This is a genomic window from Nonlabens sp. MB-3u-79 (genome assembly GCF_002831625.1).
GTDB lineage: Bacteria > Bacteroidota > Bacteroidia > Flavobacteriales > Flavobacteriaceae > Nonlabens.
Map to the genome: position 1 here is coordinate 1,250,351 of NZ_CP025116.1, position 25,066 is coordinate 1,275,416.

The following is a 25,066-nucleotide window of genomic DNA, read 5'->3' on the forward strand; positions in this document are numbered from 1 at the left end:
AATATATAATGTACGGATCAATTAAAGAACACCTACAAAAAGAACTAGCAGAAATTAAAGATGCTGGATTATATAAAAGAGAACGCATCATTACTTCACCGCAAGATGCGGTCATCACTTTAGAGGATGGTTCTGAAGTTCTCAATTTTTGTTCTAATAATTATTTAGGACTTTCTTCTCATCCAGAAGTGATAAAAGCAGCAAAGGATACCTTGGATTCTCATGGTTTCGGAATGAGTTCTGTTCGTTTTATTTGTGGAACTCAAGACATCCATAAAGAACTAGAGCAAAAACTAGCCGATTTTTATGGTTGTGAAGACACGATTCTTTATGCAGCTTGTTTTGATGCTAATGGCGGTATTTTTGAGCCATTATTAACTAAAGAAGACGCCATCATTTCAGATTCTTTAAATCACGCATCTATTATTGATGGTGTGCGTTTGTGTAAAGCTGGCCGTTACCGCTATGCAACAGGGGACATGGCAGATCTTGAAAAACAATTACAGCAAGCCACTGAAGATGGAGCGCGCTATAAACTTATTGTCACTGATGGTGTTTTCTCTATGGACGGACTGCTAGCACCTTTGGATAAAATATGCGACCTGGCAGATAAGTATGATGCCCTTGTCATGGTAGATGAATGTCACGCGGCAGGCTTTTTAGGGGATACGGGGCGCGGCACTTTAGAAGCAAAAGGTGTTTTAGGAAGGATAGATATTATTACAGGTACTTTAGGGAAAGCACTTGGTGGTGCCATGGGTGGCTATACCTGTGCCAATAAAGAGGTGATTGAAATATTAAGACAGCGTTCTAGACCTTACCTTTTTAGTAATTCGCTTGCACCTTCTATAGTAGGTGCTTCCATAAAAGCATTAGAGCTTATTGATGAGAGCACAGAGCTTATCGATAAAGTGCAGTCTAACACTGCCTTTTTCAAAAAGGGATTGCAAGACTTAGGCTTTGATATTATCGACGGTGAAAGTGCTATTGTTCCAGTAATGTTATACGATGCAAAACTCTCTCAACAAATGGCAGACTTACTCTTAGAAGAGGGTATCTATGTGATAGGATTCTTTTATCCAGTCGTGCCTAAAGAAAAAGCAAGAATAAGAGTACAATTAAGCGCAGCGCATTCACAAGAACATTTGGAAAAAGCAATCGCTGCTTTTGAAAAGATCGGAAAAAAACTAGGCGTTATCTAAAATTGACAAAGAATAAACAGCTAATAAAGCATTTTTAGACAAATTTATTGGCGAGATCCTTGCGAAAGACAAGGAACGGTTTAATTTTGCATATGTTCATTATTAAAAACACCAACATGAAAAATATATTTAAATTACTAGTTGCTGGAGCACTATTGCTTTCTGCCAGCATGAGTTACGCACAAGATGAAAGCAACCGCTGGAGTTTTGCAATAGGGATTAACGCAATTGATCTTTACCCAGTAGGAGAGAAAGATCAAGGATTAGGAGACTATTTTGATCAACCTTTTAATGTAGATCATTACAATATTATGCCTTTCCCAAGTCGTTTTGAACTAGGATACTACGTAGGTGACGGAATAGTTGCTACTGGTGCTTTTTCATTAAATCAAATCGATAGAGTTGGTGATACTAAAATAAAGCAGTTGGCTTATCTATCACTTGATGGTGGTTTGAGATACAATCTTAATGAATTGTGGAATGGTTCTTCTGCATTCAGTCCTTACTTAGGAGCTGGTGGTTCTTACCAGTGGTTAGACGAAGACGGATTCGGGACATTTAATGGTACTTTTGGTTTTGACTTTGGTATCGTTGAAAACCTATCAGCTAACATACAAACTTCTTACAAGCACGCATTTGAAGATGCTTTTCCAAAGCACTGGCAGCACACAGTAGGTGTTAAATTTACTTGGGGATCTGTAGATACTGATGGTGATGGAGTTGTAGATAACAAAGATTTATGTCCAACAGTTCCTGGATTAGAGCAGTTCATGGGATGTCCTGATACTGATAATGATGGTATAGAAGATGCTAAAGATGACTGTCCTAATGTTTATGGTCCTGCTGAAACTAACGGATGTCCTGATACAGACGGAGATACCGTATTAGACAAAGATGATAACTGTCCTGAAACAGCTGGTCTTGTAGCTCTTATGGGTTGTCCTGATGCTGATGCTGATGGCGTTGCTGATGCTGATGATAAATGTCCTAACGAAGCTGGTCCAGTTTCAAGACAAGGTTGTCCAGTAAAAGATAGAGATAATGACGGTGTTGAAGACGCTATGGATAAATGTCCAGACGTTGCAGGTATCGCAGAATTAGAAGGTTGTCCAAGACCAGTTGCTCCTCCAATGGAAGTACAAGCTCAATTAAATGAGTATGCTAAGACCATCTTATTTGATACAGGTAAAACTTCTATTCAAAAGCAGTCTGAACAAACACTTGCAGACATTACCGCTATTTTGAACAAATACCCAGAAGCTAAATTTTCCATTGATGGTCACACTGACAGTACAGGTAGTGCAAAATTAAATGAGCGACTTTCTGACGATCGCGCACTTTCTGTAAAAGGATACTTAGTGAAAAATGGAATTGATGAATTACGTTTAACTTCAAAAGGTTATGGTGAAACTAAGCCAGTAGCATCTAATGCAACTAGTGCTGGAAGAGCTCAAAACAGACGTGTAGAAATTAACTTAGTAAAATAAGTTAGGATTACATCTTAAAATTATTGAAAAGCCATTCTGAAAAGAGTGGCTTTTTTTATATCCCATTTGTTCTCATCTAACTAACATATGCAGATCCTTAAAACATAAAACACCTTTCTAAGGTCTAACAAAAGCTTCAGGAAGCTTCGTGTGATTGTGAAAATAAGAAGAGCGCTCACAAAGGCAGTCACTGGTGTGTTTTATACTACATTCATTTCAGTATAAAAGTATCATTAATTACTTGTAAGGGAAACGTTGTCTAATTCATAGGTGCCATCATTATTGTCATCATCAAATCCAGTGTATCTAAAAGCTATATGTCCTACACTCGTTACACAATCTAATGAGACATGGTTTGAAAAAATCCAATTAGGAAAAAATTCCTCATCAGAAACAATTATGGCATCTGACAGAGCTTCCCAAGTAGCAGCAACAAGGCCGGAATTAGTTCCATCCCAATCAGAACTAAATAGGACTTGCATGTTGGAGTTATTAGCAAAACTATTGGAAGTTTCAAAGGAGAACACTTCCCCTGTTTGTGCATCAAAATCAAATGCTGGGGTAATAAGCCAGGAAGCAGTATTTGTATCTCTTGAGTTTCTAGAACTACAACGAACACTTTTGCCTAAGGAGGCGTTTTGACCGCTAGAGGTATATACCTCCCATGTTTCCGATCCTGCTTCAATAAGGTTGGTCCACCCGGTAGGCATTGCCACAGCACCATTAGATTGAGTTCCAAAGTTTTCAGATAATAATATATTGGACCCCGCATTAGCGACAGTTCCACAGGTAACGACATCAAAACTACATCTTAGGGCAGGTTCAAAATCAAAATCTGCGGGATAGTTGACAGAAATCACGTACCTATCGTCTCCAAAATCTCTATTCAAGATCGCAGTTATAGAACCATTTCCTGCTGGTAATCTCAGTGCTTTAAAGTCAGAAAAAGTACTTGTTTCTAAAATTATAGAGTCAAAAAAGTCAAAACAAGTCTCTAGCATTCTTACCCCATCAAACTGATCAGTTGCTTCAGAAGCAAAAGTCCTGTTTGCTGAAATATCAGCCTCAGTAAATTGAGTAGCTTCCAGCTCAATAAGAGTCAGTAGTCGTTGATCACTGAATTCTGAAGAAGCAGTCAATACGGTGGGGATGATTTCAAATATCTCATTATCTCGTAAAACAGCTGTGTCTTGTAAAGCAGGAGTGATTTTTTCAATGGTCCCATTGGTTCCGTTGAGTCCTATAACAGGTACTCCATTAGCTTTTCCTGCAGTTAGTCCATCTAGTTTGACGTAAACCCGCTGACCAATCGCATAGGTGGTAAATAACGGACTGTTATCTATAAGAATTTTTATTCCCGCGGTAGGGTTTTCTATCGCATCTTGAAGGATCAATTCTTCAAAGTAGTTCCCTGCCTCATCACTAGAGATGACGTACCCTTCTATAAATTGCTCGTTATTTTCAAAAGTAACAATACCAGTTGACGACTGCCCTATCTGTCCTATCACAGCAGACATATCGATTAAGTTAGCAGGAGGGTCTATAGCTACTGTTGCCGTGTCTGGAATGCTAAAGTCGTCGTCTTCGACACAAGAAAAAGCGATTATCGATGCTAAAGCAATGGCGAAAATGTGGTTGATATTTTTCATATTCTTGTTATTAAACAGGTTCCTTAGTGCTTATTAGAACCTTAGGTATAAGTTGAGGTAATAGGTTGTTCCATTACCAAAGAAATAGCGTGGTGCAAATACTTCTTGTGGGTTATTAGCATCATCTCGTGTGGATCTAAAGTTGGAATTACGAGACTGTTCAAAGCCACCTGTTTTGTATTCTTGACCAAACACATTATTAATAGTTGCAAAGAAGCCAATATACTTGTCATCGATTCTCCAGGATTTACCACCGATCACGTTCCACAACAAGTAATTGTCAAATTGCTCTTGCTTTAAAAGTTCATTAGCCACCGCACTATCAAAGTCATTAAATTCCATGCCGTCATAGTCCAATCTAAAATTAGCAGACCTTCTCAAGTTACTGATATCGGCATATGCATTTGCAAAGTAATTTGCTGTTATACCTATATTCCAATATTCTGGATCCCGGTATTCAAAACCTATTTGTAAGGCTGTTTCTGGCCCGCCAGCTACGTGATAATCCTTAAGACTAGTAGTTCCATCACCAAAGGAAAGCGGACCTCTAAAATCGTCACTTGTAAGATAAAGATGAGGGTTGTTGGTATACACATTCTGTCCTAATGCTGCGGCAGCTTTGAACTTAATAGTAGGAGTCATTTGAATTTCTAGACCCAGCTCGATACCAGCGTTACGCCTTTCTATTTGAGTCATTACTTCCTGTACAAAAGCACTGCCGTCATTGAGAGGTAGTCCAGTAAGATCTTCTGTAAAGTAGAATCCTATATCGGTACCCTTGGTAAACTGAGTATAGTAAGCAGTGAACCTTGCTTTAATGATGGGGGTGGAGTAGATATAGCTTAGGTCTGTACTGTACGACTTTTGAGATTCAAGACCGATGACAGTTTCATTATTTTGCCTTGAATTGCTGAAAGAATTTCTAATCGTTGGAGCTTGAGAAATTGAGGCAGCATTAAAATCAATAAACTGTTGACCAGAGATTTTATAAGTAGCACCACCCTTAAAACTAATATCTGTAAATTCCAGTTGTTTACTTTTTCCAAAAGATGCTGCGCCAGGGAAGTTACCGTTCTCAAATTTACCATCTCTTTGATAAACAGTTCTGCTTAGGCTTGCAGCGACAAAGAAATCTACTTTTTTAGTTTTAAACTGAGTTTGAGCAAATCCAGCAATCACATTTGCATTGATGTTGTAATTGTATTTGTAACGGTCTCCTATTCCTGCAATACGGTTGGGCGTTCTAAGGTTAGACTGTGCTGCTTGATCCAGGTTGATCTCACTTGTTTCTTCTGCAAAGAAATCTACATCTAGGAAGCCTGTGCCGCCTAGAAGGTCATTGATCATCGCATAGTTTTCACTAATTAAATTACGGTATCTCATACCCGCATTAAAAAGAATGTTTTCTGTAAGGTCAGCAGTGATGACCGTATTTACTGATAATTGTGTATCGTCTATACGGTCCTCTTGAATAGCGTATAAGGAATTTCCGCCGGCAGCTCTCAAGCTTCTGTTGGCCTCGTATAAGCTGTTCCAGTCCAACTGTCCATCATTAAGGAATTCCTGTTGAGCTTGGTAAGCACGTTGATAATCGATGGGGTCCTGACCATTTCTTAAGAAATAACTAGGTAGGTTCTGGTAGTAATCTGGAAGAGGGTTTCTCGCACCACCTATATAAGCATTTTGACCTAAAGTAGGATCTATTCTGGTACCACCATTATCGATACGTGTATTTCCTATTTTACCAAATTGATACCCCAGGTTTGTGTTTAACTTAAGCTTGTCGTTGACGCTCCAGTAGTGGTTCAACATAAAAATAGGCTCTTCGATCTCTCTCACTCTACTATTGCGTTGCACGTTATTTTGCTCTCCCCACAATGGATTGTAGGCGATGCCTTTAAGATCTCTAACTTCTTGAGTCATTGCTGTACGACGCCCACGTCTATTAGGCGTATAAAGACCAGTAAAATTGATGGAGTGTGCATCGTTTAATTTTTTCTCCACAGAAAGTCCCAATGAGTTGGCATCGTATAAAGTGCCTTCTACAAAACCCTCTTCACTGGCCCTTCTTGATAGGTTGATCGCATAGGACCAGCCGTTGTTCCATAATCCAGAACGGTGAGATAGCATAAAGCGACCTCTATAACTTCGGTTAGAACTCGCATAAGATATTTGTGTTCCTGCGCGTTGTTGTGAGGCTCTCATATCAATGCTTTGTACACCTGCAAAACCACCGAAGCTTTGATCTGCGGCACTAAGTCCCATACTAAAGCTTTGGTTGCGTTGTAAATCGTTGACTCCACCCCAGTTGCTCCATTGTGGTCTTCCAGAGAACTGTTTGTTCATCTCGATACCGTTGATAAGCACCTTACCGTCTTCACTGTTTAAACCTCTAGGTCTAAAAAAAGTAGCGCTGAAATCGTATGCGGCAGCTCTCAAAAACTGGTCTTTAGAAGCTTGTAGCAATCCAGAAAAATTGTTTGCTGCGTTTTCATCATCTGCCAGATCATTTTCTGTTAAAGAAATAATTCCCTGAGATTGGGAGATGTCAGAGTTGTCCAGTTGCAGATAAAGAGGATCAATATTCACTCTGTTGATGCTATCGATCACCACAGGAATTGTTTTTGAATAATACCCATTTTTTAAAACAGCTATTTTTTGATCTCCTAAAGGAATAGCTCCAGTTACTATAAAATAGCCGTTGGCATCAGTTATTGCCTTGAATTTTGTACCCAAAACACGAATACTCACACCAGGGATAGGCTCCTCAGTTGTGTCGTCAATTACGCGACCTTTAAGGAGCTCTTGTGCCATTCCTAGACCAGAAGCCAACATGAAAACAGCCAAAACAAGTATGTTAAGTTTTTGATGAATCATTTCTAAAATTAAGAAATTTTTATGAAAAAATCTATAAAACACTGTTTTCTAATCTTTTAAAATATTTTTTTATGAAATTTGTAGCTAACTTTACAGGAACATAATTTTTAATAGGAGGCAATGTGTAGAAGTTTATTTCTTTTTTTACTAGGGGTTCTCGCTTTCGCGAAAGCGGTACCAGCACAAACTACTTCAAAGGCAAAACAGTACAAAGTGAAGACCGTTGCCTTTTATAACTTAGAGAACCTTTTTGATATAGAGAACGACCCGAGCATCAATGATGAAGCCAGCCCTATCATGGAAATGGCCGAAGGAATTAGAGCAGATGTCTACCAAAAGAAGTTGACCTCTATGGCACGAGTGATACGCAAAATAGGTGCTGATAAGTCAGAATCGGCTCCATCTGTGATAGGTGTTTGTGAGATTGAAAACAGAAAAGTACTGGAAGACTTGGTCAATCACCCTCTACTCATCGAGTTTGATTATGGGATTGAGCATTACAATTCTCCAGATCGCCGTGGCATCGATACCGGACTTTTGTATAAGAAAAGCGATTTTAAAGTATGGAATAGCGTGAGCAAGGAGCTGGTTATTTATGATAAAAGTAGCGGTAATCGCATTTATACTCGCGATCAGTTAGTAGTAACAGGTGAGCTGGATGGAGATAAGATGAGTCTTATCGTAAATCACTGGCCATCAAGGCGAGGCGGCGAACAAAAAAGCCGTCCTAATCGAGTTGCGGCTGCAGCCTTAAACAAAAGAGTGATCGATTCTTTACACAGTATTGATGCGATGTCTAAGATAATTATAATGGGAGATTTAAATGATGATCCTATTAACGAGAGTGTTTTGGTAACCCTTAATGCACAAAAGGACAGAGAAGATGTACGGCCACAAATGATTTACAATCCTTACATTCAAATGTTAAAGGATGGATTCAATACACTAGCTTATCGGGATGCAGGAAATATTTTTGATCAGATCATGTTTACCTATCCATTGTTAAATGAAGCAAATCAAGTAGGGTATCGTTACTATCAAGCAAACATTTACAATCCAAGTTTTATGACCAGCAAAACCGGCAGGTACAAAGGCTACCCATTACGCAGCTTTGCAGATGGTGGTTTTACAGGAGGTTTTAGCGATCACTTTCCAGTGTATGTATATTTAGTCAAGGAAATCACAACTACCGAAGATTTGAAGACTCCTTCAAATAATTGATACCGTTCAACTCATAGCTCACCGACTCCAAGACTCCAAGCGACCTTATTTAAAAATGATAAAAAGCATCTTCAATATGCTCCAGCTTGGCACCGGCTTTATTTTTAATAATTGCCACGATATCAAAACGTACGTTTACATCCTCATCTTCCACAAAATTTTCTACAAAATGATTTGCCGTAGCTACCAGTCGTTGAATTTGACCATCTTTTAAAAAATCTTGTGGATCACCAAAGTCAGGCGTAGATCTGGTTTTTACTTCTACAATTACAACCGTATTTTCTATACGTGCAATAATATCGATCTCGCCTTTTTGAAACACATAGTTACGCATCAATATCTCATAACCATTTTTCAATAAATGCAAGGCAGCTAGTTCTTCACCTGCGTCTCCCAAGTCATTGTGCTCTGCCATTATGGAGTGAAGTTTATGATTTTTGGAGTGATCTCCAGGTGCATTTCTTTACCTAATTGTAACGTCCTGTGATCTTTAATATGACCAGCTGGGAAGTTAAAAATCACCGGATAATCATAACCTGCTGTGAGCGATAAAATGATTTCTTCAGCATTTTTGCCAAAGGCTATTTCATGATCATTCATATCAGTCATACCGCCTACGAGCAAAGCCTTTAAACCTTTAAGTTTTCCGGCTCTTTTAAGCGAGTACATCATGCGTTCTATGTGGTAGAGGTACTCATCGATCTCTTCTATAAATAGTATATGACCTTCTGTTTCTGGAAAGCTGTCACTACCCAATAGGCTATATAATATGGATAGATTACCACCTACTATAGGCGCAGTTATCACCTGACTAGTTAATGAAAAAGTGTTTTGAATAGAGAGGCTTTGGCTTTCGCCAAAAAGCGTTCTTCTCAAGCTTTCCACACTCTTTTCTGGTTTGTCTTTCAATTCCAAGGGCATAAAACTATGTACGCTAGAAAAGCCCAAAGATTGCAATTTGCCGTGTAACAAAGTGACATCTGAGTAACCTATGATGGTGGTTGGTTTCGCTTTCGCGCTGCGTGCTGAGCTTGCCGAAGTAAAAGCGGAAAAATCAATAGCATCTATCAATTGGATCGTTCCATAACCACCACGAGCGATCCATATCGCTTTAATTTCTGGATCGTCAATCGCTTGTTGAAAATCTGCTAAGCGCTCTTCTTTTGTACCACCAAATTGATGCTCTTTTTTACCGATAGTATTTCCAAAACTCACTTGTAAGCCCCAAGATTCTAATAGCTTTTGAGCAGGTTGGAGTTGACGTTCGTCGGCACTTCTTGCGGTGCAAAGTATTCTGACGTGATCGCCTTTTTTAAGGTAAGAAGCTGATTTATAATTCAATGAGAAATTTATTTTTATTTGATTTAAACTTTTTTAAACACTAAAAGTCAGAAGACTAAGTTAGTATTTTATATATTAAACTCGTTTTTAAGAACTGAAGTCTTGTAAAGACCAAACTTGCCAACCCTTCTAACTAAAATTTACCATGGAAACACTTAATTCCTGCAATACAGCATCGCTAGTACTTTATACGGATATTGCTACAAATCCATGGGATATAGGAAAAGTACGTCACCTATTAAGAAGATTAGGTTATGGGCTGGATCAGGCACAAGAAGCTATTGCTTTGACACAAGTTCCTGATGTATTCATAGAAAATTACATCAACACTGCAGCTAATTATGCAGTTTCTCCTGCGCCATCTTGGGCTTTTTGGAGTGCAAGTGATTATACAAATTTGAATACGGAGCGTACTGCTCAGATACAACAATGGTATGCTCAAGTTTTTAATGATACCATCAATCTAGATTTTAGAGCGAGAATGACCTTGTTCTGGCACAACCATTTTGTAACCAGAATTGATGATTATCAAGCTCCTAGCTGGATGTATCAATACTATAACTTACTGCAGACTCATGCTTTGGGTAATTTTAAGACCCTCACCAAAGAAATGGGTAAAAATGAGTCCATGTTGGTTTTCTTAAACGGTGTATTGAACAATAGATTCAACCCTAATGAAAACTATGCTAGAGAATTGCTAGAGCTTTTTACCTTAGGAGAAAATAATAATTATACGCAAACAGATGTAGTAGAAGCCGCTAGAGCATTGACGGGGTATAATAACTTCACAGAATTAGGTGCTCCTATAGTATTCCAACAAGCTACATTTGACGACACACCGAAAACTATTTTTGGAGCTACAGCAAATTACAATCACGATAGTTTAATAGACCACTTGTTTGCTGTACGAGCTAATGAGATCTCTGACTTTATAGTAAAGAAAATTTACAGAGCCTTTGTAAGTCCTGAATTACCCACACAAAACATCATCGACCAGCTAGCGCTGACATTTAGAAATGCCAACTGGGAAATTCAACCAGTAGTGAAGCAGTTGTTTAAAAGTGAGCACTTTTTTGATCCAGAAGCAAGAGCAACGGTCATTAAAGACCCTCTGGATTGTTTAGTAATATTTATTAAGGAAGCTAACTTTAATTATCCACAAGTAAGTTGGAATACGTTATTCTATTTTACCTCTATTCTAGGACAACGATATTTTAACCCTGTAGATGTTGCCGGCTGGCAAGGGGATAGAGATTGGGTCAATAGCAGTACCATTACTGGCAGATGGCAGGCACAAGAATACATCATGTGGACCATGTGGAATATAGATCAAGAATTATTTAGAAATATTGCTTTAGATAATTCTGCCTCCTTAAACGATCCTGCTGTTATAGCAAGAGATATTGTAGATCGGTTGGTGCCTCAAAGTCTTTATACAGCTTCTGATTATGCACTAGCAACAACCGTTTTTAAAGGAGATGTTCCAGAGAATTATTACACTACGATGCAATGGAATCTCAATTGGGGCTCTGTTCCATTTCAGGTGATACTGTTGCTACAACATATTTTTAGAATGCCAGAATTCCAACTTAAATAATAGCGCTATGTGTGATACTCATAAAAAACACCTAGATCCAAATTCTCCATCGCATCACGAGGAACACGAATCTTGGAATAGAAGGACCTTTTTACAAGCACTAGGAATAGCAGGAGCCGGGGCGTTTACTCTTGGTGGATCTCAGATTTCTAGCGCAATGACCTCACCTATTACAGCAGCACTTGCCGCAAGCACCAACGACCGTGTATTGGTTGTAATAAGACTTAAAGGAGGTAATGACGGGTTGAATACCATTGTGCCCGTCTACGATTACAGTACTTATGCAGCTAACCGAGCAAGTATTGCCTTACCACAAAACTCTTTATATAATTTAAGCCCAGATTTTGGCTTGCCTTCTTTTATGAGCTCCTTACAATCTAGGTGGGGGAATGGAGAAATGAAAATCGTTCATGGAGTCGGTTATCCAGGGCAAAACCTATCACATTTTAGATCTAGTGATATCTGGGCAAGTACAGAGCCAGTTGCAGTAGAAGAATCTGGCTGGATGGGTAGATTTTTTGAAAACGAATTTCCCAACTTTTTATTGAGTCCGCCGGCTATTCCACCAGCGATACAAATAGGTAGTTTAGGAAATCTGGCTTTTGAAGGTTTGCAGACTAATTACGCCTTTTCTGTGGCAGACCCACAGCAATTGTATAACCTCGCCCAAAACGGTTGGCAACACGACGCCATCAACGTACCGCCATGTACTTATGGAGATCAATTGAGTTTTTTAAGGTCTACCACCAACAACACCTTTCAATATGCAGGAGTCATCAATAACGCATATCAGGCAAGTACGACCCAAGCTACTTATGGAAATCACTCTATTGCAGAGCAGTTTTCTATTGTGGCGAGATTGATCAAAGGCCAGTTAGGTACAAAAGTTTATATGGTCACCCTAGACGGTTTTGATACCCATGCAAATCAGGCGGGAACACATGCCGACCGCATGCAAAAACTCTCTGAATCTATAGATGCGTTCTACAACGATCTTGCCGCTTATGGAAATCAAGATGAAGTGCTTTGCATGACGATTTCTGAGTTTGGTAGAAGAGTAGAAGAGAATGGTTCTAATGGAACTGATCATGGCGCCGCTGCACCTATGATGCTTTTCGGTGGCGGATTGAATGGAAACGGGTTTATAGGCTCGCATCCAAGTATGACTAATCTGGATGCCAATGGCAACATGATTTACAGCACCGATTTTAGAGATGTTTATTCCACGGTGATGAAAGACTGGTTGTGCATCCCAACATCTGTAGTAGATCAGGCGATGCTCAATGGTAATTTCAATACACTCAACCTAGGATTCAATTGCACTACGGCTGGAATAGGCGACTTTACCGATAAAGACTTCCGTCATTTTGTGATCAATAAACCACAACAGGCGAGTTTGCATATACAGTTAGAAAGTGGTCGTAAATTGGACATTCGTATTTACAATATGCTGGGTCAGGAAATAGGTCAGCTGGCAAATCGATACTTCTTACCCGGCGTTCACGAGATGAATATCCAAGAGACTTTGTCGTCTAGAATTTCCTCAGGTCAGTATATTTATAAAATTGAAACTAACGGACAGCAGTACAGCAGTCAGTTTGTGATGCAATAGGCGTAGGGCTGTTTCGCTTTCGCGAAAGTGAAACACATCTCCAAAATACTGCCCATTAAAGGCCCTTAAACCTGCCTCAGATATCGTAAATTTGCAGCTTTCAAAAGAATTTCATGAGCGATCAAAAACGTTTTACGATTACGGCAGCATTGCCTTATACAAATGGACCTGTTCACATAGGTCACCTTGCTGGAGTCTATGTTCCTGCAGATATTTTTGCGCGCTACCAGCGTATGAAGGGCAGCGATGTGGCTTTTATTTGCGGTAGTGATGAGCATGGAGTGCCTATTACGATCAAAGCTAAAAAGGAAGGTATTACTCCGCAAGAATTGGTGAATCGCTATCATAAAATCATCGGTGATTCCTTTAAGGAATTTGGTATTTCTTTTGATAATTACAGCCGTACCAGCGCACCTATACATCATGAAACGGCCAGTGCTTTTTTTACCAAGTTATACAATGAGGGTAAATTTATCGAGCAAGTGACCGAGCAATTATACGATCCAGAAGCAGACCAGTTTCTAGCAGATCGTTTTGTAGTAGGAACTTGCCCTAAATGTGGCAACACAGAGTCTTATGGAGATCAATGTGAGAAATGTGGAACTTCTCATAATGGTACCGATTTGATCGACCCTAAAAGTGCGATTACAGGAAATACCCCAGAATTAAAAGCAACTAAACACTGGTTCTTACCACTAGATCAATACAGCGACTGGTTGAACGAGTGGATTGTAGAAGGACATTCAAAAGACTGGAAAACAAACGTGTTGGGTCAGGTAAAAAGCTGGATCACTGATGGATTGCACCCACGCGCAGTGACTCGTGATCTGGACTGGGGAATTCCCGTGCCCGTAGAAGGAGCCGATGGTAAAGTACTTTATGTGTGGTTTGATGCACCTATTGGGTATATTTCTGCTACTAAAGAATGGGCAGCTCGTGAAGGAAAGAACTGGGAAGACTATTGGAAGAAAGACGATACATCCCTGCTGCATTTTATAGGGAAAGACAATATTGTTTTTCATTGTATCATTTTCCCTGCGATGTTAAAAGCACATGGGGAGTATATTTTGCCAGAAAATGTTCCTGCAAACGAATTCTTAAATCTAGAAGATGATAAGATTTCTACGTCTAGAAATTGGGCCGTATGGTTGCATGAATATTTACAAGATTTTCCAGAACAGCAGGATGTATTGCGTTATGTATTAACAGCAAATGCGCCAGAGACTAAAGACAATAACTTTACTTGGAAAGATTTTCAAGCACGAAATAACAATGAGTTGGTAGCTAATCTTGGAAACTTTGTAAACCGAGTGGTTGTACTGACCAATAAGTATTATGAAGGAGTTGTTCCAGAAACTATGGAACTTACCGAGCGTGATCAAAAGGTATTGGACCAAATCAAGAACTTCCCTAAATCTATAGGAGACAGTCTGGATAGGTACCGTTTTAGAGAGGCGCTTCAGGACTTGATGAATTTGTCCAGTTTAGGAAACAAATACATTGCTGAGGAAGGATTAGAACCTTGGAAACTCGTAAAAACCAATCCAGAGCAAGTGCAAAACATCATGTATGTGTGTTTACAACTCACTACAGCTTTGGCTATTTTAAGTGAGCCGTTTTTACCACATACATCAACGAAGTTGAAAAACATTCTTGGCTATTCCGCACTTGATGCGGAAGCTGCTGGAACTGATAAAAAAGCCGGTCCTATAGAAGCAAGTTGGGATCGCGTTGCCAGTTCAGAGCCGCTACTTCCATCAGGACACAAAATCAACGCATCAGAATTGCTTTTTTCCAAAATAGAGGACGAGCAAATCCAAGCGCAACTCGATAAACTAGAAGCTACAAAAGCTGCAAATGCGGCAACAATTCCTCACCTTATGCCACAAAAAGAAGAAACTAATTACGACGATTTCATGAAAATGGACCTGCGAGTGGGAGAAATTCTAACTGCCGAAAGAATGCCTAAAACAGATAAGTTAATGGTCATGACGGTAGATACAGGAATCGATAAAAGAACCATTGTTTCAGGAATCGCAAAACACTACACTGCCGAAGAATTAGTAGGTCGTAAAGTAACTGTTCTTGCAAATTTAGCTCCAAGAAAATTACGTGGTGTAGAGTCTCAAGGAATGATTTTACTTGCCGAGGATCCAGAAGGAAAATTGGTTTTTGTCAATCCAGATGATGCAGTGGTGAATGGGTCGACTATTGCTTAATTGTATTTTCCTAAGAGCAGACTTAAGTCTGCCCTTAGGAAAAGCTGCGACTGCGACTATAATCTGACTGCCTACTGGCTTAATCCTGCCACTCAGCAATAAACAAGTTGGTATCTCGTCCACCGCCATTATTGCGGTTAGAAGAAAAAGCCAGGTATTTTCCATTGTTAGAAAAAACTGGGAAAGCGTCAAAAGTGTCCCCATGTGTGATGCGTTCTAGACCAGTTCCATCGGTATTGATCATGTATAAGTTGAAAGGGAAACCTCGCTCTGACTCAAAGTTAGAAGAGAACAAGACCCGTTTTCCATCTGGTAAAAAGAATGGAGACCAGTTGGCATTTCCCAGCTGAGTTAACTGACGCAAATCAGAGCCGTCGGCATTACAGATGTAGAGTTCCATTTCTGTAGGTTGCACCAATCCCGTTTTCAGTAAATCTTGGTATTCTTTAATTTCTGCTTCGGTTTTAGGTCGTGAAGAACGGAAGATCAATTGCGTTCCATCTGGGGAGAAAAAGGCACCACCATCATAACCTAGTTCAAAGGTGATTTGCTTGACATCGCTGCCGTCTATATTCATCGTATACAGCTCTAAATCGCCGCTGCGATCACTGGTAAAAACTATTTTATCACCTTGAGGAGAGACTGTAGGCTCTGCATCATAGCCTTTTTCATTGGTAAGTTGTGCCGTGATGTTTCCTTCTAGGTCGGCTACAAAAATGTCGTAGCTATCATAAATAGGCCATACATATTTACCATTTTCCTTTAATGGCGTATCTGGACACTCCTCCATTTCAAGATGGGTGCTGGCATAAATGATGTGTTGATTATCAGGTAAGAAATATGCACAAGTGGTTCTTCCTTTGCCAGTAGAGACCATTTTCGGTACGCTTTCGCGAAAGCTGTCTCCGTTATTCATCAAGAACATTTGATCACAATTCACGTCCCAATCTGCATAGTTGCTTTGAAAGATGAGCTGCTTGTCGTCAAAACTCCAATAGGCCTCAGCATTATCACCACCAAAAGTGACTTGATACATATCCTTAAAATGCTTTTCACCTTCCATGATAAGTGGATTTGCATTTGCTGTTTCTTTTTCGGTATCAGTTGCTGCTACCTTTTCAGTAGTTGCTGTTTCTTTACAACTGATAAGGGAAACGATGGAAATAAGGAATAAGAACTTTTTCATGGATGATGTAATTTTGGGTAAAAATAAGTGATATACTTTATGTACGTGTAAACCGTATCTTTATATCATGAAATCGCATCTAATAATTCAATTAAAAAACCCTTAGACGTGACAGTCTCAGGCGTTTTTCTGAGATCAGGAAAACGATTAAAAGTAATGAACACCTTATAAAACCATTTTTATCAGTGTTGGAAAAGTGGTTTTCAAAAAACTAAAATAACAGCTCAACTACGAAATATGAGAATTAGCATACTTTTTATAGCCCTTTGTTTTTTAATGTCTTGCAAGACAGATCAAAAAAGTCTAGAACCCATTAAAGGAGACATGAAAGCCGATGTGGTTTACCTCGCCTCTGACAGTTTGCAAGGACGCGAGACGGGAACCTCTTATGAATTACTGGCGGCAGATTATATTGCAAAGCGCATGAAAGAATCTGGCTTAGAACCTAAAGGAAATGCAGGGACTTATTTTCAGACCTTTTCTTTTAAGCCATCCAGTGATCCACATCAAGAAGCTGCTTTTACTGACGAGAAAGGGGATGCGTTTTTAACCGGAACTAACGTGATAGGTTACCTTGATAATGGCGCTGCACAAACTGTTGTTATAGGAGCACATTACGACCATCTAGGAATGGGCGGTGAAGGCTCTTTATACCGTGAAGGAGAAGCTATACATAATGGTGCTGACGATAATGCTAGTGGTGTTGCCGTAATGCTAGACTTGGCTTATGAACTTAAAACCAGCGACAAAAAAGGAAATAACTACCTCTTTATGGCATTTTCTGGAGAAGAGATGGGTTTGTTAGGTTCTAATTATTTCACTAAAAATTCAACGATTGCCTTAGACTCGACGAGTTATATGATCAATATGGATATGGTAGGGCGATTGAACGATGAAAATACCCTTGCTATTTATGGAACAGGAACGTCTCCACGATGGAACCAAATAGTGAATGCCGTAAATAAAGATTTTAAACTGGCGATCAATAAAAGTGGTGTAGGTCCTAGTGATCACACCTCATTTTACTTGAACGATATTCCGGTATTGCACTTATTCACAGGACAACATGAAGATTACCACAAACCAAGTGATGATGCTGAGAAACTGAATTATGTGGGTATGGGGCAAATCTCTGACTACATTCTTAGAATAATAGGAGAGACCGATAAAATAGGAAAACTTGCTTTTAGAAAAACAAAAAACGAAAGCGATGAAGTGCCGCGTTTCAAGGTAGGTCTAGGTGTCGTTCCAGATTATTTATTTACAGGGAAAGGAATGCGTATCGACGGAATAAGTGAAGAAAAACCAGCTCAAAAAGCAGGATTGATGAAGGGCGATATAGTTGTAAAACTAGGCGATAGCACCATAGTAGATATGATGAGCTACATGCGCACACTTGCTACTTTTGATAATGGAGACAAGACTAAAGTCGTTGTGGACCGTGGTGGTACAATGGTGGAGAAGGAGATTGAGTTTTAGTCTTTGAGTCAGTGAGTTTTTGAGTTTTTGAGTCATTGAGTCATTGAGTCGGTGAGGTTTTTAGGTGAGAGGGTTTGTTTTCACTCAGATGCAAGCCCCATTGTCCTGCAGACATTATGCATTCCTCTCGTTGCACTCGTCGGATGCAAGAAGGGGAAACCTTGTCAAAAAACTCTCGGGAACTGTAAAGGATTCCACATCAAGTGCGGAAAATAATTTCCAAAGTTACAATTATAACATACTGCCTACTCAAATTTGTGAGCTTGCTCACAAATCAACCTGCCCACTGCCTACTGAAAACTGAGACTGATTCCAGTAGGCCCCATTGTCCTGCGGACATTATGCATTCCTCTCGTTGCACTCGTCGGATGCAAGAAGGGAAACTTTTATCAAGGGCTCCTTTTTTAAGAATAGGAAAATTAAAGAGCTGCTGTAAAGGTTAAAGGAAGTGAGTTCATTTTTCATTTTACTTTTTCTAATTTAAAATATACTTTTCAAGTTCAAATTCAATTTCATTCGTACATTTGCCGCCAATCTCAAGGGGTGCTTTTTTAATTGCATGAATAATGTAGTTAAAAGGCTGAGATAATACCCAAGGAACCTGGGCGAGTAATGTCGCTAAGGGAAATAGATGAGGTTTTGTTATGTGTCTCGCTTTCGCGAAAGCGAATGCATAAACAAATCCTATCTTAAGAGAATCCTTCAACAATTTTATTTTAATCCAAACCGAATAAATGCCCCTTTTATTTGAACTTAAAAAGTTCATATGAAACATTTACGTCGCGTTTTAATTGCTATGGCATTAACCATAACTGGCCTAGCAACAGCGCAAAACAAACAAGTCAAAGATTCTACAACAGCCGAAAAGCTAGACGAAGTGCTCGTCAAAGCCGTACGAGTGGATGCAAAATCACCCATTACACACAGCAATCTTTCTAAGGAAGAAATTGCAAAACGCAACTTAGGCCAAGACATTCCTATGTTGTTAAATTTCTTACCATCTGTAGTAACCACAAGTGATGCCGGTGCAGGAATAGGGTATTCAGGAATTAGAGTGCGCGGTGTAAGCTCGCAATCTACTAATGTTACCATTAATGGAATCCCCTACACAGATGCCGAGTCCTTAGGAACGTTTTGGGTCAACTTAGGAGACTTTTCCTCCTCTGTAGAAAATCTACAATTACAACGTGGAGTGGGGACCAGCACCAATGGTAGTGGCGCATTTGGGGCGAGTATTAATATTTTAACCGATGCTGTTTCTCGTGAAGCCAGTGGGGAGGTTTCTAACTCTTTTGGTAGTTTTAATAGTAGAAAGCATACCGTGAAGTTTTCTACAGGACTAATGGGTGCGGATGCCGAGCGCAGTCGAGGTATTGAGATCGCTGGAAGGCTGTCTAATATTGAATCAGATGGTTATGTAGATCGCGCTTCGAGTAGTTTGAAATCTTATTTCTTACAAGGTTCTTATGTAGATGACAATACGCTTATTAAAGCAGTCACTTTCGGTGGTAATAATGTGACGTATCAATCTTGGTTCGGTATAGATGCTACAACGCTAAGAGAGAACAGAACCTTTAATCCGGCTGGAGCCTATGAAGATGAAAACGGCAATCAACAATTTTATGATAATGAAGTAGATGATTACCGACAAGATCACTACCAATTGCACTGGAATGAACGTTATAATAACAATTGGTCTACAAATGTAGGTTTGAATTATACTTATGGGCGTGGCTTCTTTGAGCAATTTAGAGAAGATGACGATTTCTCAACTTATGGTTTTGACCCACTAGTGGTAGACGGACAATCGGTAGAAGAAACAGACCTTGTACGTCGCAGGTGGTTGGATAACGATTATTACGTGATCAACGCCAGTGCTAATTATAAGAATAACGAGATAGACTTGATATTTGGAACCTCTATCAGTCACTATGATGGAGATCATTTTGGGGAGGTTATTTGGGCGCGTTCTGCCAGTCAAAGCAATATCAGAGACCGTTATTATGATGGTAATGGGAAGAAGAACGACCTGTCTGTATTTTCCAAGGCAACCTATAAATGGAATGATCGCGTGCAGCTTTATGGGGATCTACAAGTGAGAAATGTCAATTATGAAACCTCGGGTATCAATTCAAATCTCACAGAATTCTTAGTGGACGAAAACTATACGTTTTTTAATCCAAAGGCTGGAGTCACCTATGAATATAATGATAATAATGACCTTTATGTATCTTATGCCAGAGCAAACAGAGAGCCTAATAGAAATGATTTTGAAAGTGATCCTAATGTAAGGCCAGAGCAACTTAATGACTTTGAATTAGGATGGCGTCATAAAAAGGGAAATCTTTCTTTTAATGTAAATAGTTATTTGATGTTGTACAACGAGCAGTTGGTTTTAAGCGGTGAGCTCAATGATGTAGGAGCTCCATTAAGAACAAACAGTGGGGAAAGTTACCGTTTAGGACTAGAATTAGAAGCAGTGGTGCCGGTAACTAGTCAGCTTACTTTACAACCTAATTTTGCGATCAGTAGTAATAAGAATAGAGAAACAGTACGATCTTTTGACGGTGAGTTACAAAATCTAGGATCTACAGATATTGCTTTTTCCCCTAATCTAGTGGCCGCAAATGCTGTGGTGTACCAGCCATTAAAAAACCTACAGATTTCATTATTGAGTAAGTTTGTAGGAGAGCAATTCATGAGCAATACAGAAGCACAGTCTTCCAAATTAGCCAGCTATTTCACTAACGACCTCAATTTAGTGTATACCCTAAAACCGAAGTCCACTTTTGATACAGTAGTGTTTACCGCATTAGTAAATAACATATTTGATCAGAAATTTGTATCCAACGGATATTACTTCACGTTTGATGATGACTTTTCCAACCCGGGAAACATTGCTACTGTAGAAGGAGCTGGGTTTTATCCTCAAGCAGGAATTAATTTCTTAACTGGAGTTACGTTTTCATTTTAGTAGAAAGTAGGACATAAGAAGCAGGCAGCTTGATTTTATTTTGTGAGATAAAATCAAGCTGCCTGTCTTTTTTAATACTAATTAGTAACTCTAATAATTGCTCCGTTTCTGCGAGCGCGGTATGCTTTTAAGCCATAAAGCCCTTCACCTTGAATGGGTTGCCCAGTAATAATATTGTATTTATTCTGGTCGTCAGTGCAAGGACAAGTGGCCTCGATGCCACTTACGGTCATGCGAGAACAGCCGCTAGGAGAATGATTAGGATCGCTTAATTCGTAAACAAAATACTGTGAGTTGTCTAAATTGTATATCACAAAACCACGTAAGCCCACATTAGGAACAATAACAGAGTTCCCTGGGAAGTTGAGGTTTCCATATTGAGGTAAGTTGGTGTTGAGGTCTATTTGAAAACCTAGATCTACTAAAAACGGATTGTTATTACGGCCGTCATCGCTGCTACAAGCGAAAACAACAAATAAAATAGCGAGAAGGTAAGCTTTGCGTATTTTCATAATAAATCAATAAGGTGTAAAAGTATAACGAACTGATTGATATTTATTATATTTGTTTGATAATCCCGCAGCAATGAAGGGATTTTGTTTTTTGTAATCACGAGCCATGATATGAGTAACGAGGCAGATGATTCTAACGCTTTCTTATCCTATCAAGTTCAACATTAATTTCAAATTCTTTGAGAAAAAGGAAAGCGGAACGCAAACAATCATATTTAAATAAAAAAGACATGGGTAACGTATCATATTATACAGAAGCAGGATTAAAGAAGTTAAAGGACGAGTTGAAGCAACTTAAAGATGTGGAACGCCCATTAGCATCGGCGGCTATTGGTGAGGCGCGTGATAAAGGAGATTTAAGTGAAAATGCTGAATATGATGCGGCAAAAGAAGCACAAGGGATGCTGGAAATGCGTATTTCTAAGCTGGACGCCATTGTTTCTAACGCACGTATCGTAGATGAAAACACGCTAGATCTTTCCAAGGTGCTTATTCATAGTACGGTTAAGATCAAGAATCTAGGCAATAAAATGACCATGAATTACAAGTTGGTGGCACAAAGCGAGGCAGATGTTACCCAAGGGCACATCTCTGTAGAATCACCTATAGGGAAAGCATTATTAGGTAAAGAAGTAGGCGATGTGGCTGAGGCCGTTGTTCCTGTAGGAACCATCAAATTAGAAATTATAGAAATTTCAAGAAGTTAATCATGAGCATTTTTACAAAAATCATCACAGGAGAAATACCTAGTTTTAAAGTAGCTGAAAATGAAGACTTCATAGCATTTTTGGACATCAATCCCAACGCTCCTGGGCATACGCTTTGTGTACCTAAAAAAGAAGTGAACAAGATTTTTGATCTCGATAGCGAAACCTATTTTGACTTAATGGACTTTTCTAGAGAAGTTGCCCTCGCACTAAGGGAAGAAGTTCCTTGCGAGCGTATAGGAATGTCAGTGATAGGTCTTGAAGTACCTCATGTTCATGTGCATTTGATTCCCTTGCGTGATATGGAAGATATGCGTTTTATCAATAAAGTCGACCTTAGTAAAGAAGCGATGCAAGATATAGCAGAACGTGTTAAAGCAAGGTTTGAAGCTAATTAGAATTCAAGTTTTGTAAAGCAATGCGTTCCATATGATGGACTTAAGTCTGTCCTGACGGATGATACATATAGAAACCAACATGCCAAGGACTCGTCTTGGCATGTTTTGTTTTACGTAAACGGTTCTACAGGATTCTCAGTAAACGCATCTAAAACAAATTCAGGCTATACCAACATAAATAGTTGACGCCAATTTTTCAGGATGACAATTCAAGTGGTTATTATTTCAAAACCTTAATTCAAACTGCGTTTTCTAACAAAGAACTCCTTCATCAAATCAGAACAAGGCTGTTCAAGAATTCCAGAAATCACTTTTGTTTTAGGATGCAGTTGTGTTGCCATTTTTTGATAACCGCGCTGTTCATCACTTGCTGCAAACACTATGGTCCCTATTTGTGACCAATACAAAGCGCCTGCACACATCTGGCAAGGCTCTAAAGTGACGTATAGAGTGCACTCTTTTAAATACTTACCACCTATAAAACTAGAGGCCGCTGTAATAGCTTGCATCTCTGCATGAGCAGTAACGTCAGTAAGGGTTTCTGTAAGGTTATGGCCTTTTGCAATGATGCGGTTTTGAGCTACGATAACTGCACCAACCGGAATTTCATTACGTTCAAAAGCCGCTTCAGCTTCTTGTAAAGCCTTTCTCATGAAATACTCGTGGTCAAAGGGTTCTATCATCTTTTTAGAATAAACTCAAAAGTAAAAATAAAAGAATCCACCATAGCAGGAATCTCAAAATAAGATCTATTTGTTTTGGAATATTTGTTAGGGGAAACTCATCAAGAAATTACCAAATCATTAATTCAACAAATTGATAAATCATCTTACCTTTGAATATGTCTAAGAATTTACTTGTTACCATTAACGATCCTGCCGATTTAAGACGTTTGCCCAAAAGCGATCTGCCGATTATTGCTCAAGAACTGAGGTCTTTTATCATTGATATAGTAGCGGCAAAAGAAGGTCATTTAGGAGCGAGCTTAGGAGTGATCGAATTGACCATTGCGTTACATTATGTGTTCAACACTCCTATAGATCAATTGGTTTGGGATGTAGGTCATCAAGCTTATGGGCATAAAATTCTAACAGGTCGTAGGGATATTTTTCATACCAATAGAGACCTAGGCGGAATCTCTGGTTTCCCAAAACGTTCAGAAAGTGTTTACGATACCTTTGGAACGGGTCACAGTTCCACCTCTATAAGCGCTGCCCTTGGAATGGCCATGGCGAGCTCTTTAAAGAAAGAAGATAGAAAACACATTGCTGTAGTAGGCGATGCGAGTATCGCCAGCGGTATGGCATTTGAAGCCTTAAATCACGCAGGGGTAAGCGGCGCAGACCTTCTGGTTGTTCTCAATGATAATGCGATAGGGATTGATCCGAGTGTAGGGGCGTTAAAAGATTATTTAACTAAGACTAAATCTGGAAAAGAAACGGGTCGCGATAATATCTTTGAATCTCTCAACTTTGATTATTCAGGTCCCGTTGACGGTCACGATTTACCCTCCTTACTTAAAGAACTAGAAAGACAAAAAGACTTAAAAGGGCCTCGACTTTTACACGTGAGAACGGTAAAAGGGAAAGGCTTAAAACAAGCTGAAATAGATCAAGTGCGTTATCATGCACCAGGAAAATTTGATAAAATTACAGGAGAAATTCCTGCTAGTGATACCAGTAAATTACCGCCTAAATTCCAAGATGTATTTGGTCATACTATAGTGGAGCTGGCCAGAGCGAATGAAAAAATAGTTGGGATAACACCGGCTATGCCTACTGGAAGTTCTATGAAAATCATGATGGAAGCGATTCCAGATCGTGCATTTGATGTAGGGATTGCAGAGCAACATGCCGTAACCCTTGCGGCAGGAATGGCCACTCAAGGCTTGGTGCCTTTTTGTAACGTCTATTCTACTTTTTTACAGCGTGCTTACGATCAGGTGATTCACGATGTTGCCCTACAGAAATTGCCAGTCATTTTTTGTCTTGATAGGGCAGGAATAGTAGGTCAAGATGGTGCGACCCATCACGGTGTTTTTGATCTCGCTTATTTGAATTGTATTCCAGACATGATCATTGCAGCGCCTATGGATGCTGTAGAAATGAGAAATATCATGTTTACGGCTTCTCAAGGATTGGACTCGCCTATCGCCATCAGGTACCCGCGTGGTCGTGGTAAGATTCTGAATTGGCAACAAGCTTTTACACCTATTGAAATAGGTTCTTCTAGGCTTTTGAAGAAGGGTAAAGGTATAGCCGTAATCAGCATTGGTCCTATAGGGACGATGATTGAAGACTTGCTTGAAAAAGAAAACCTAGAGGTCACTCACCTCGATGTTCGTTTTTTAAAGCCTATTGATTCTAAAGCTTTAGAAGCTATTTTTAACACCCATGATCACATCATTACTATAGAAGATGGCACCGTAGTCGGTGGTTTGGGAAGTGTTGTTTGCGATCTCGCTTTCGCGAAAGCGTACCGAGGAACCATTCATAAACTAGGCATGCCAGATGCTTTTATAGAACACGGCCCCACAGCCGACTTGCATAAAATAGCAGGAATCGATGCTGAGGCCGTTTTAAAATTGATTAAAAAATTAAATTAA

The 25,066-nt window shown here is 39.4% G+C and carries 19 protein-coding genes; 11 read left to right on the top strand and 8 right to left on the bottom strand.

Annotated elements, in window-relative coordinates; all coding sequences use genetic code 11:
- The first annotated feature begins 8 nt into the window (after positions 1-8).
- Together kbl and CW736_RS05595 are read left to right on the top strand one after the other, a co-directional pair.
- Positions 9-1,202 carry a glycine C-acetyltransferase gene (gene kbl / locus CW736_RS05590; protein WP_101012998.1) on the top strand — a complete coding sequence of 398 codons (1,194 nt, stop codon included), beginning with the start codon at positions 9-11 and terminating at the stop codon, positions 1,200-1,202.
- Between the two features lie 116 nt (positions 1,203-1,318).
- Positions 1,319-2,689, top strand: a complete 1,371-nt coding sequence (locus CW736_RS05595) for an OmpA family protein (protein ID WP_101015041.1) — start codon at positions 1,319-1,321, stop codon at positions 2,687-2,689.
- Between the two features lie 233 nt (positions 2,690-2,922).
- Here CW736_RS05595 and CW736_RS05600 read toward each other — a convergent pair whose 3' ends face one another.
- Positions 2,923-4,338, bottom strand: a complete 1,416-nt coding sequence (locus CW736_RS05600; RefSeq protein WP_101013000.1) for a DUF5689 domain-containing protein — start codon at positions 4,336-4,338, stop codon at positions 2,923-2,925.
- Positions 4,339-4,371: 33 nt separating this feature from the next.
- Positions 4,372-7,215, bottom strand: coding sequence for a TonB-dependent receptor (locus CW736_RS05605; protein WP_101013002.1), 2,844 nt, complete (start codon positions 7,213-7,215; stop codon positions 4,372-4,374).
- Positions 7,216-7,335: 120 nt separating this feature from the next.
- Between CW736_RS05605 and CW736_RS05610 the strand changes: the two genes are divergently transcribed.
- Positions 7,336-8,436: an endonuclease gene (locus CW736_RS05610; protein ID WP_101013004.1), complete on the top strand. Its 1,101-nt coding sequence runs from the start codon at positions 7,336-7,338 to the stop codon at positions 8,434-8,436.
- A 49-nt stretch (positions 8,437-8,485) separates the two neighbouring features.
- On the opposite strand, the gene CW736_RS05615 is transcribed toward CW736_RS05610, so the two are convergent.
- Positions 8,486-8,851: a YraN family protein gene (locus CW736_RS05615; protein ID WP_101013006.1), complete on the bottom strand. Its 366-nt coding sequence runs from the start codon at positions 8,849-8,851 to the stop codon at positions 8,486-8,488.
- Positions 8,851-9,777 carry an LD-carboxypeptidase gene (locus tag CW736_RS05620; protein WP_101013008.1) on the bottom strand — a complete coding sequence of 309 codons (927 nt, stop codon included), beginning with the start codon at positions 9,775-9,777 and terminating at the stop codon, positions 8,851-8,853. The genes CW736_RS05615 and CW736_RS05620 overlap by 1 nt, the downstream gene beginning before the upstream one ends.
- Before the next feature lie 145 nt (positions 9,778-9,922).
- On the opposite strand from CW736_RS05620, the gene CW736_RS05625 reads away from it, so the two are divergent.
- From CW736_RS05625 to metG, 3 genes are all read left to right on the top strand, one after another.
- On the top strand, positions 9,923-11,374 hold the full coding sequence (locus CW736_RS05625; protein WP_101013010.1) for a DUF1800 family protein: 1,452 nt from the start codon (positions 9,923-9,925) through the stop codon (positions 11,372-11,374).
- A gap of 7 nt (positions 11,375-11,381) precedes the next feature.
- Complete coding sequence (locus tag CW736_RS05630) at positions 11,382-12,986, top strand: DUF1501 domain-containing protein (protein ID WP_101013012.1); 1,605 nt, start codon at positions 11,382-11,384, stop codon at positions 12,984-12,986.
- A 113-nt stretch (positions 12,987-13,099) separates the two neighbouring features.
- A complete protein-coding gene (gene metG / locus CW736_RS05635) occupies positions 13,100-15,205 on the top strand; it encodes a methionine--tRNA ligase (RefSeq protein ID WP_101013014.1) in 2,106 nt (701 codons plus the stop codon).
- Positions 15,206-15,284: 79 nt separating this feature from the next.
- Here the strand turns inward: metG and CW736_RS05640 are convergent, their stop codons facing one another.
- Entirely contained in the window at positions 15,285-16,391 is a 1,107-nt protein-coding gene (locus tag CW736_RS05640; protein ID WP_101013016.1) for a TolB family protein, read from the bottom strand.
- A 237-nt stretch (positions 16,392-16,628) separates the two neighbouring features.
- On the opposite strand from CW736_RS05640, the gene CW736_RS05645 reads away from it, so the two are divergent.
- Entirely contained in the window at positions 16,629-17,870 is a 1,242-nt protein-coding gene (locus tag CW736_RS05645; protein WP_101013018.1) for a M28 family peptidase, read from the top strand.
- A 475-nt stretch (positions 17,871-18,345) separates the two neighbouring features.
- On the opposite strand, the gene CW736_RS14265 is transcribed toward CW736_RS05645, so the two are convergent.
- Positions 18,346-18,636, bottom strand: a complete 291-nt coding sequence (locus CW736_RS14265) for a hypothetical protein (protein ID WP_101013019.1) — start codon at positions 18,634-18,636, stop codon at positions 18,346-18,348.
- On the opposite strand from CW736_RS14265, the gene CW736_RS05655 reads away from it, so the two are divergent.
- Positions 18,637-20,844, top strand: a complete 2,208-nt coding sequence (locus CW736_RS05655; RefSeq protein ID WP_101013021.1) for a TonB-dependent receptor — start codon at positions 18,637-18,639, stop codon at positions 20,842-20,844. It begins immediately after the preceding gene.
- A gap of 77 nt (positions 20,845-20,921) precedes the next feature.
- On the opposite strand, the gene CW736_RS05660 is transcribed toward CW736_RS05655, so the two are convergent.
- Positions 20,922-21,356 carry a Rieske (2Fe-2S) protein gene (locus CW736_RS05660; RefSeq protein ID WP_101013023.1) on the bottom strand — a complete coding sequence of 145 codons (435 nt, stop codon included), beginning with the start codon at positions 21,354-21,356 and terminating at the stop codon, positions 20,922-20,924.
- A 230-nt stretch (positions 21,357-21,586) separates the two neighbouring features.
- On the opposite strand from CW736_RS05660, the gene greA reads away from it, so the two are divergent.
- Positions 21,587-22,063 carry a transcription elongation factor GreA gene (gene greA / locus CW736_RS05665; protein ID WP_101013025.1) on the top strand — a complete coding sequence of 159 codons (477 nt, stop codon included), beginning with the start codon at positions 21,587-21,589 and terminating at the stop codon, positions 22,061-22,063.
- Positions 22,063-22,461 carry an HIT family protein gene (locus tag CW736_RS05670; RefSeq protein ID WP_198519375.1) on the top strand — a complete coding sequence of 133 codons (399 nt, stop codon included), beginning with the start codon at positions 22,063-22,065 and terminating at the stop codon, positions 22,459-22,461. The genes greA and CW736_RS05670 overlap by 1 nt, the downstream gene beginning before the upstream one ends.
- 233 nt (positions 22,462-22,694) lie before the next feature.
- On the opposite strand, the gene CW736_RS05675 is transcribed toward CW736_RS05670, so the two are convergent.
- Entirely contained in the window at positions 22,695-23,144 is a 450-nt protein-coding gene (locus CW736_RS05675; RefSeq protein ID WP_101013029.1) for a nucleoside deaminase, read from the bottom strand.
- A 158-nt stretch (positions 23,145-23,302) separates the two neighbouring features.
- Here CW736_RS05675 and CW736_RS05680 point away from each other — a divergent pair, with 158 nt between their 5' ends.
- The gene (locus CW736_RS05680; RefSeq protein WP_101013031.1) at positions 23,303-25,066 is read left to right on the top strand and encodes a 1-deoxy-D-xylulose-5-phosphate synthase; all 1,764 of its coding nucleotides are present in this window, start codon (positions 23,303-23,305) and stop codon (positions 25,064-25,066) included.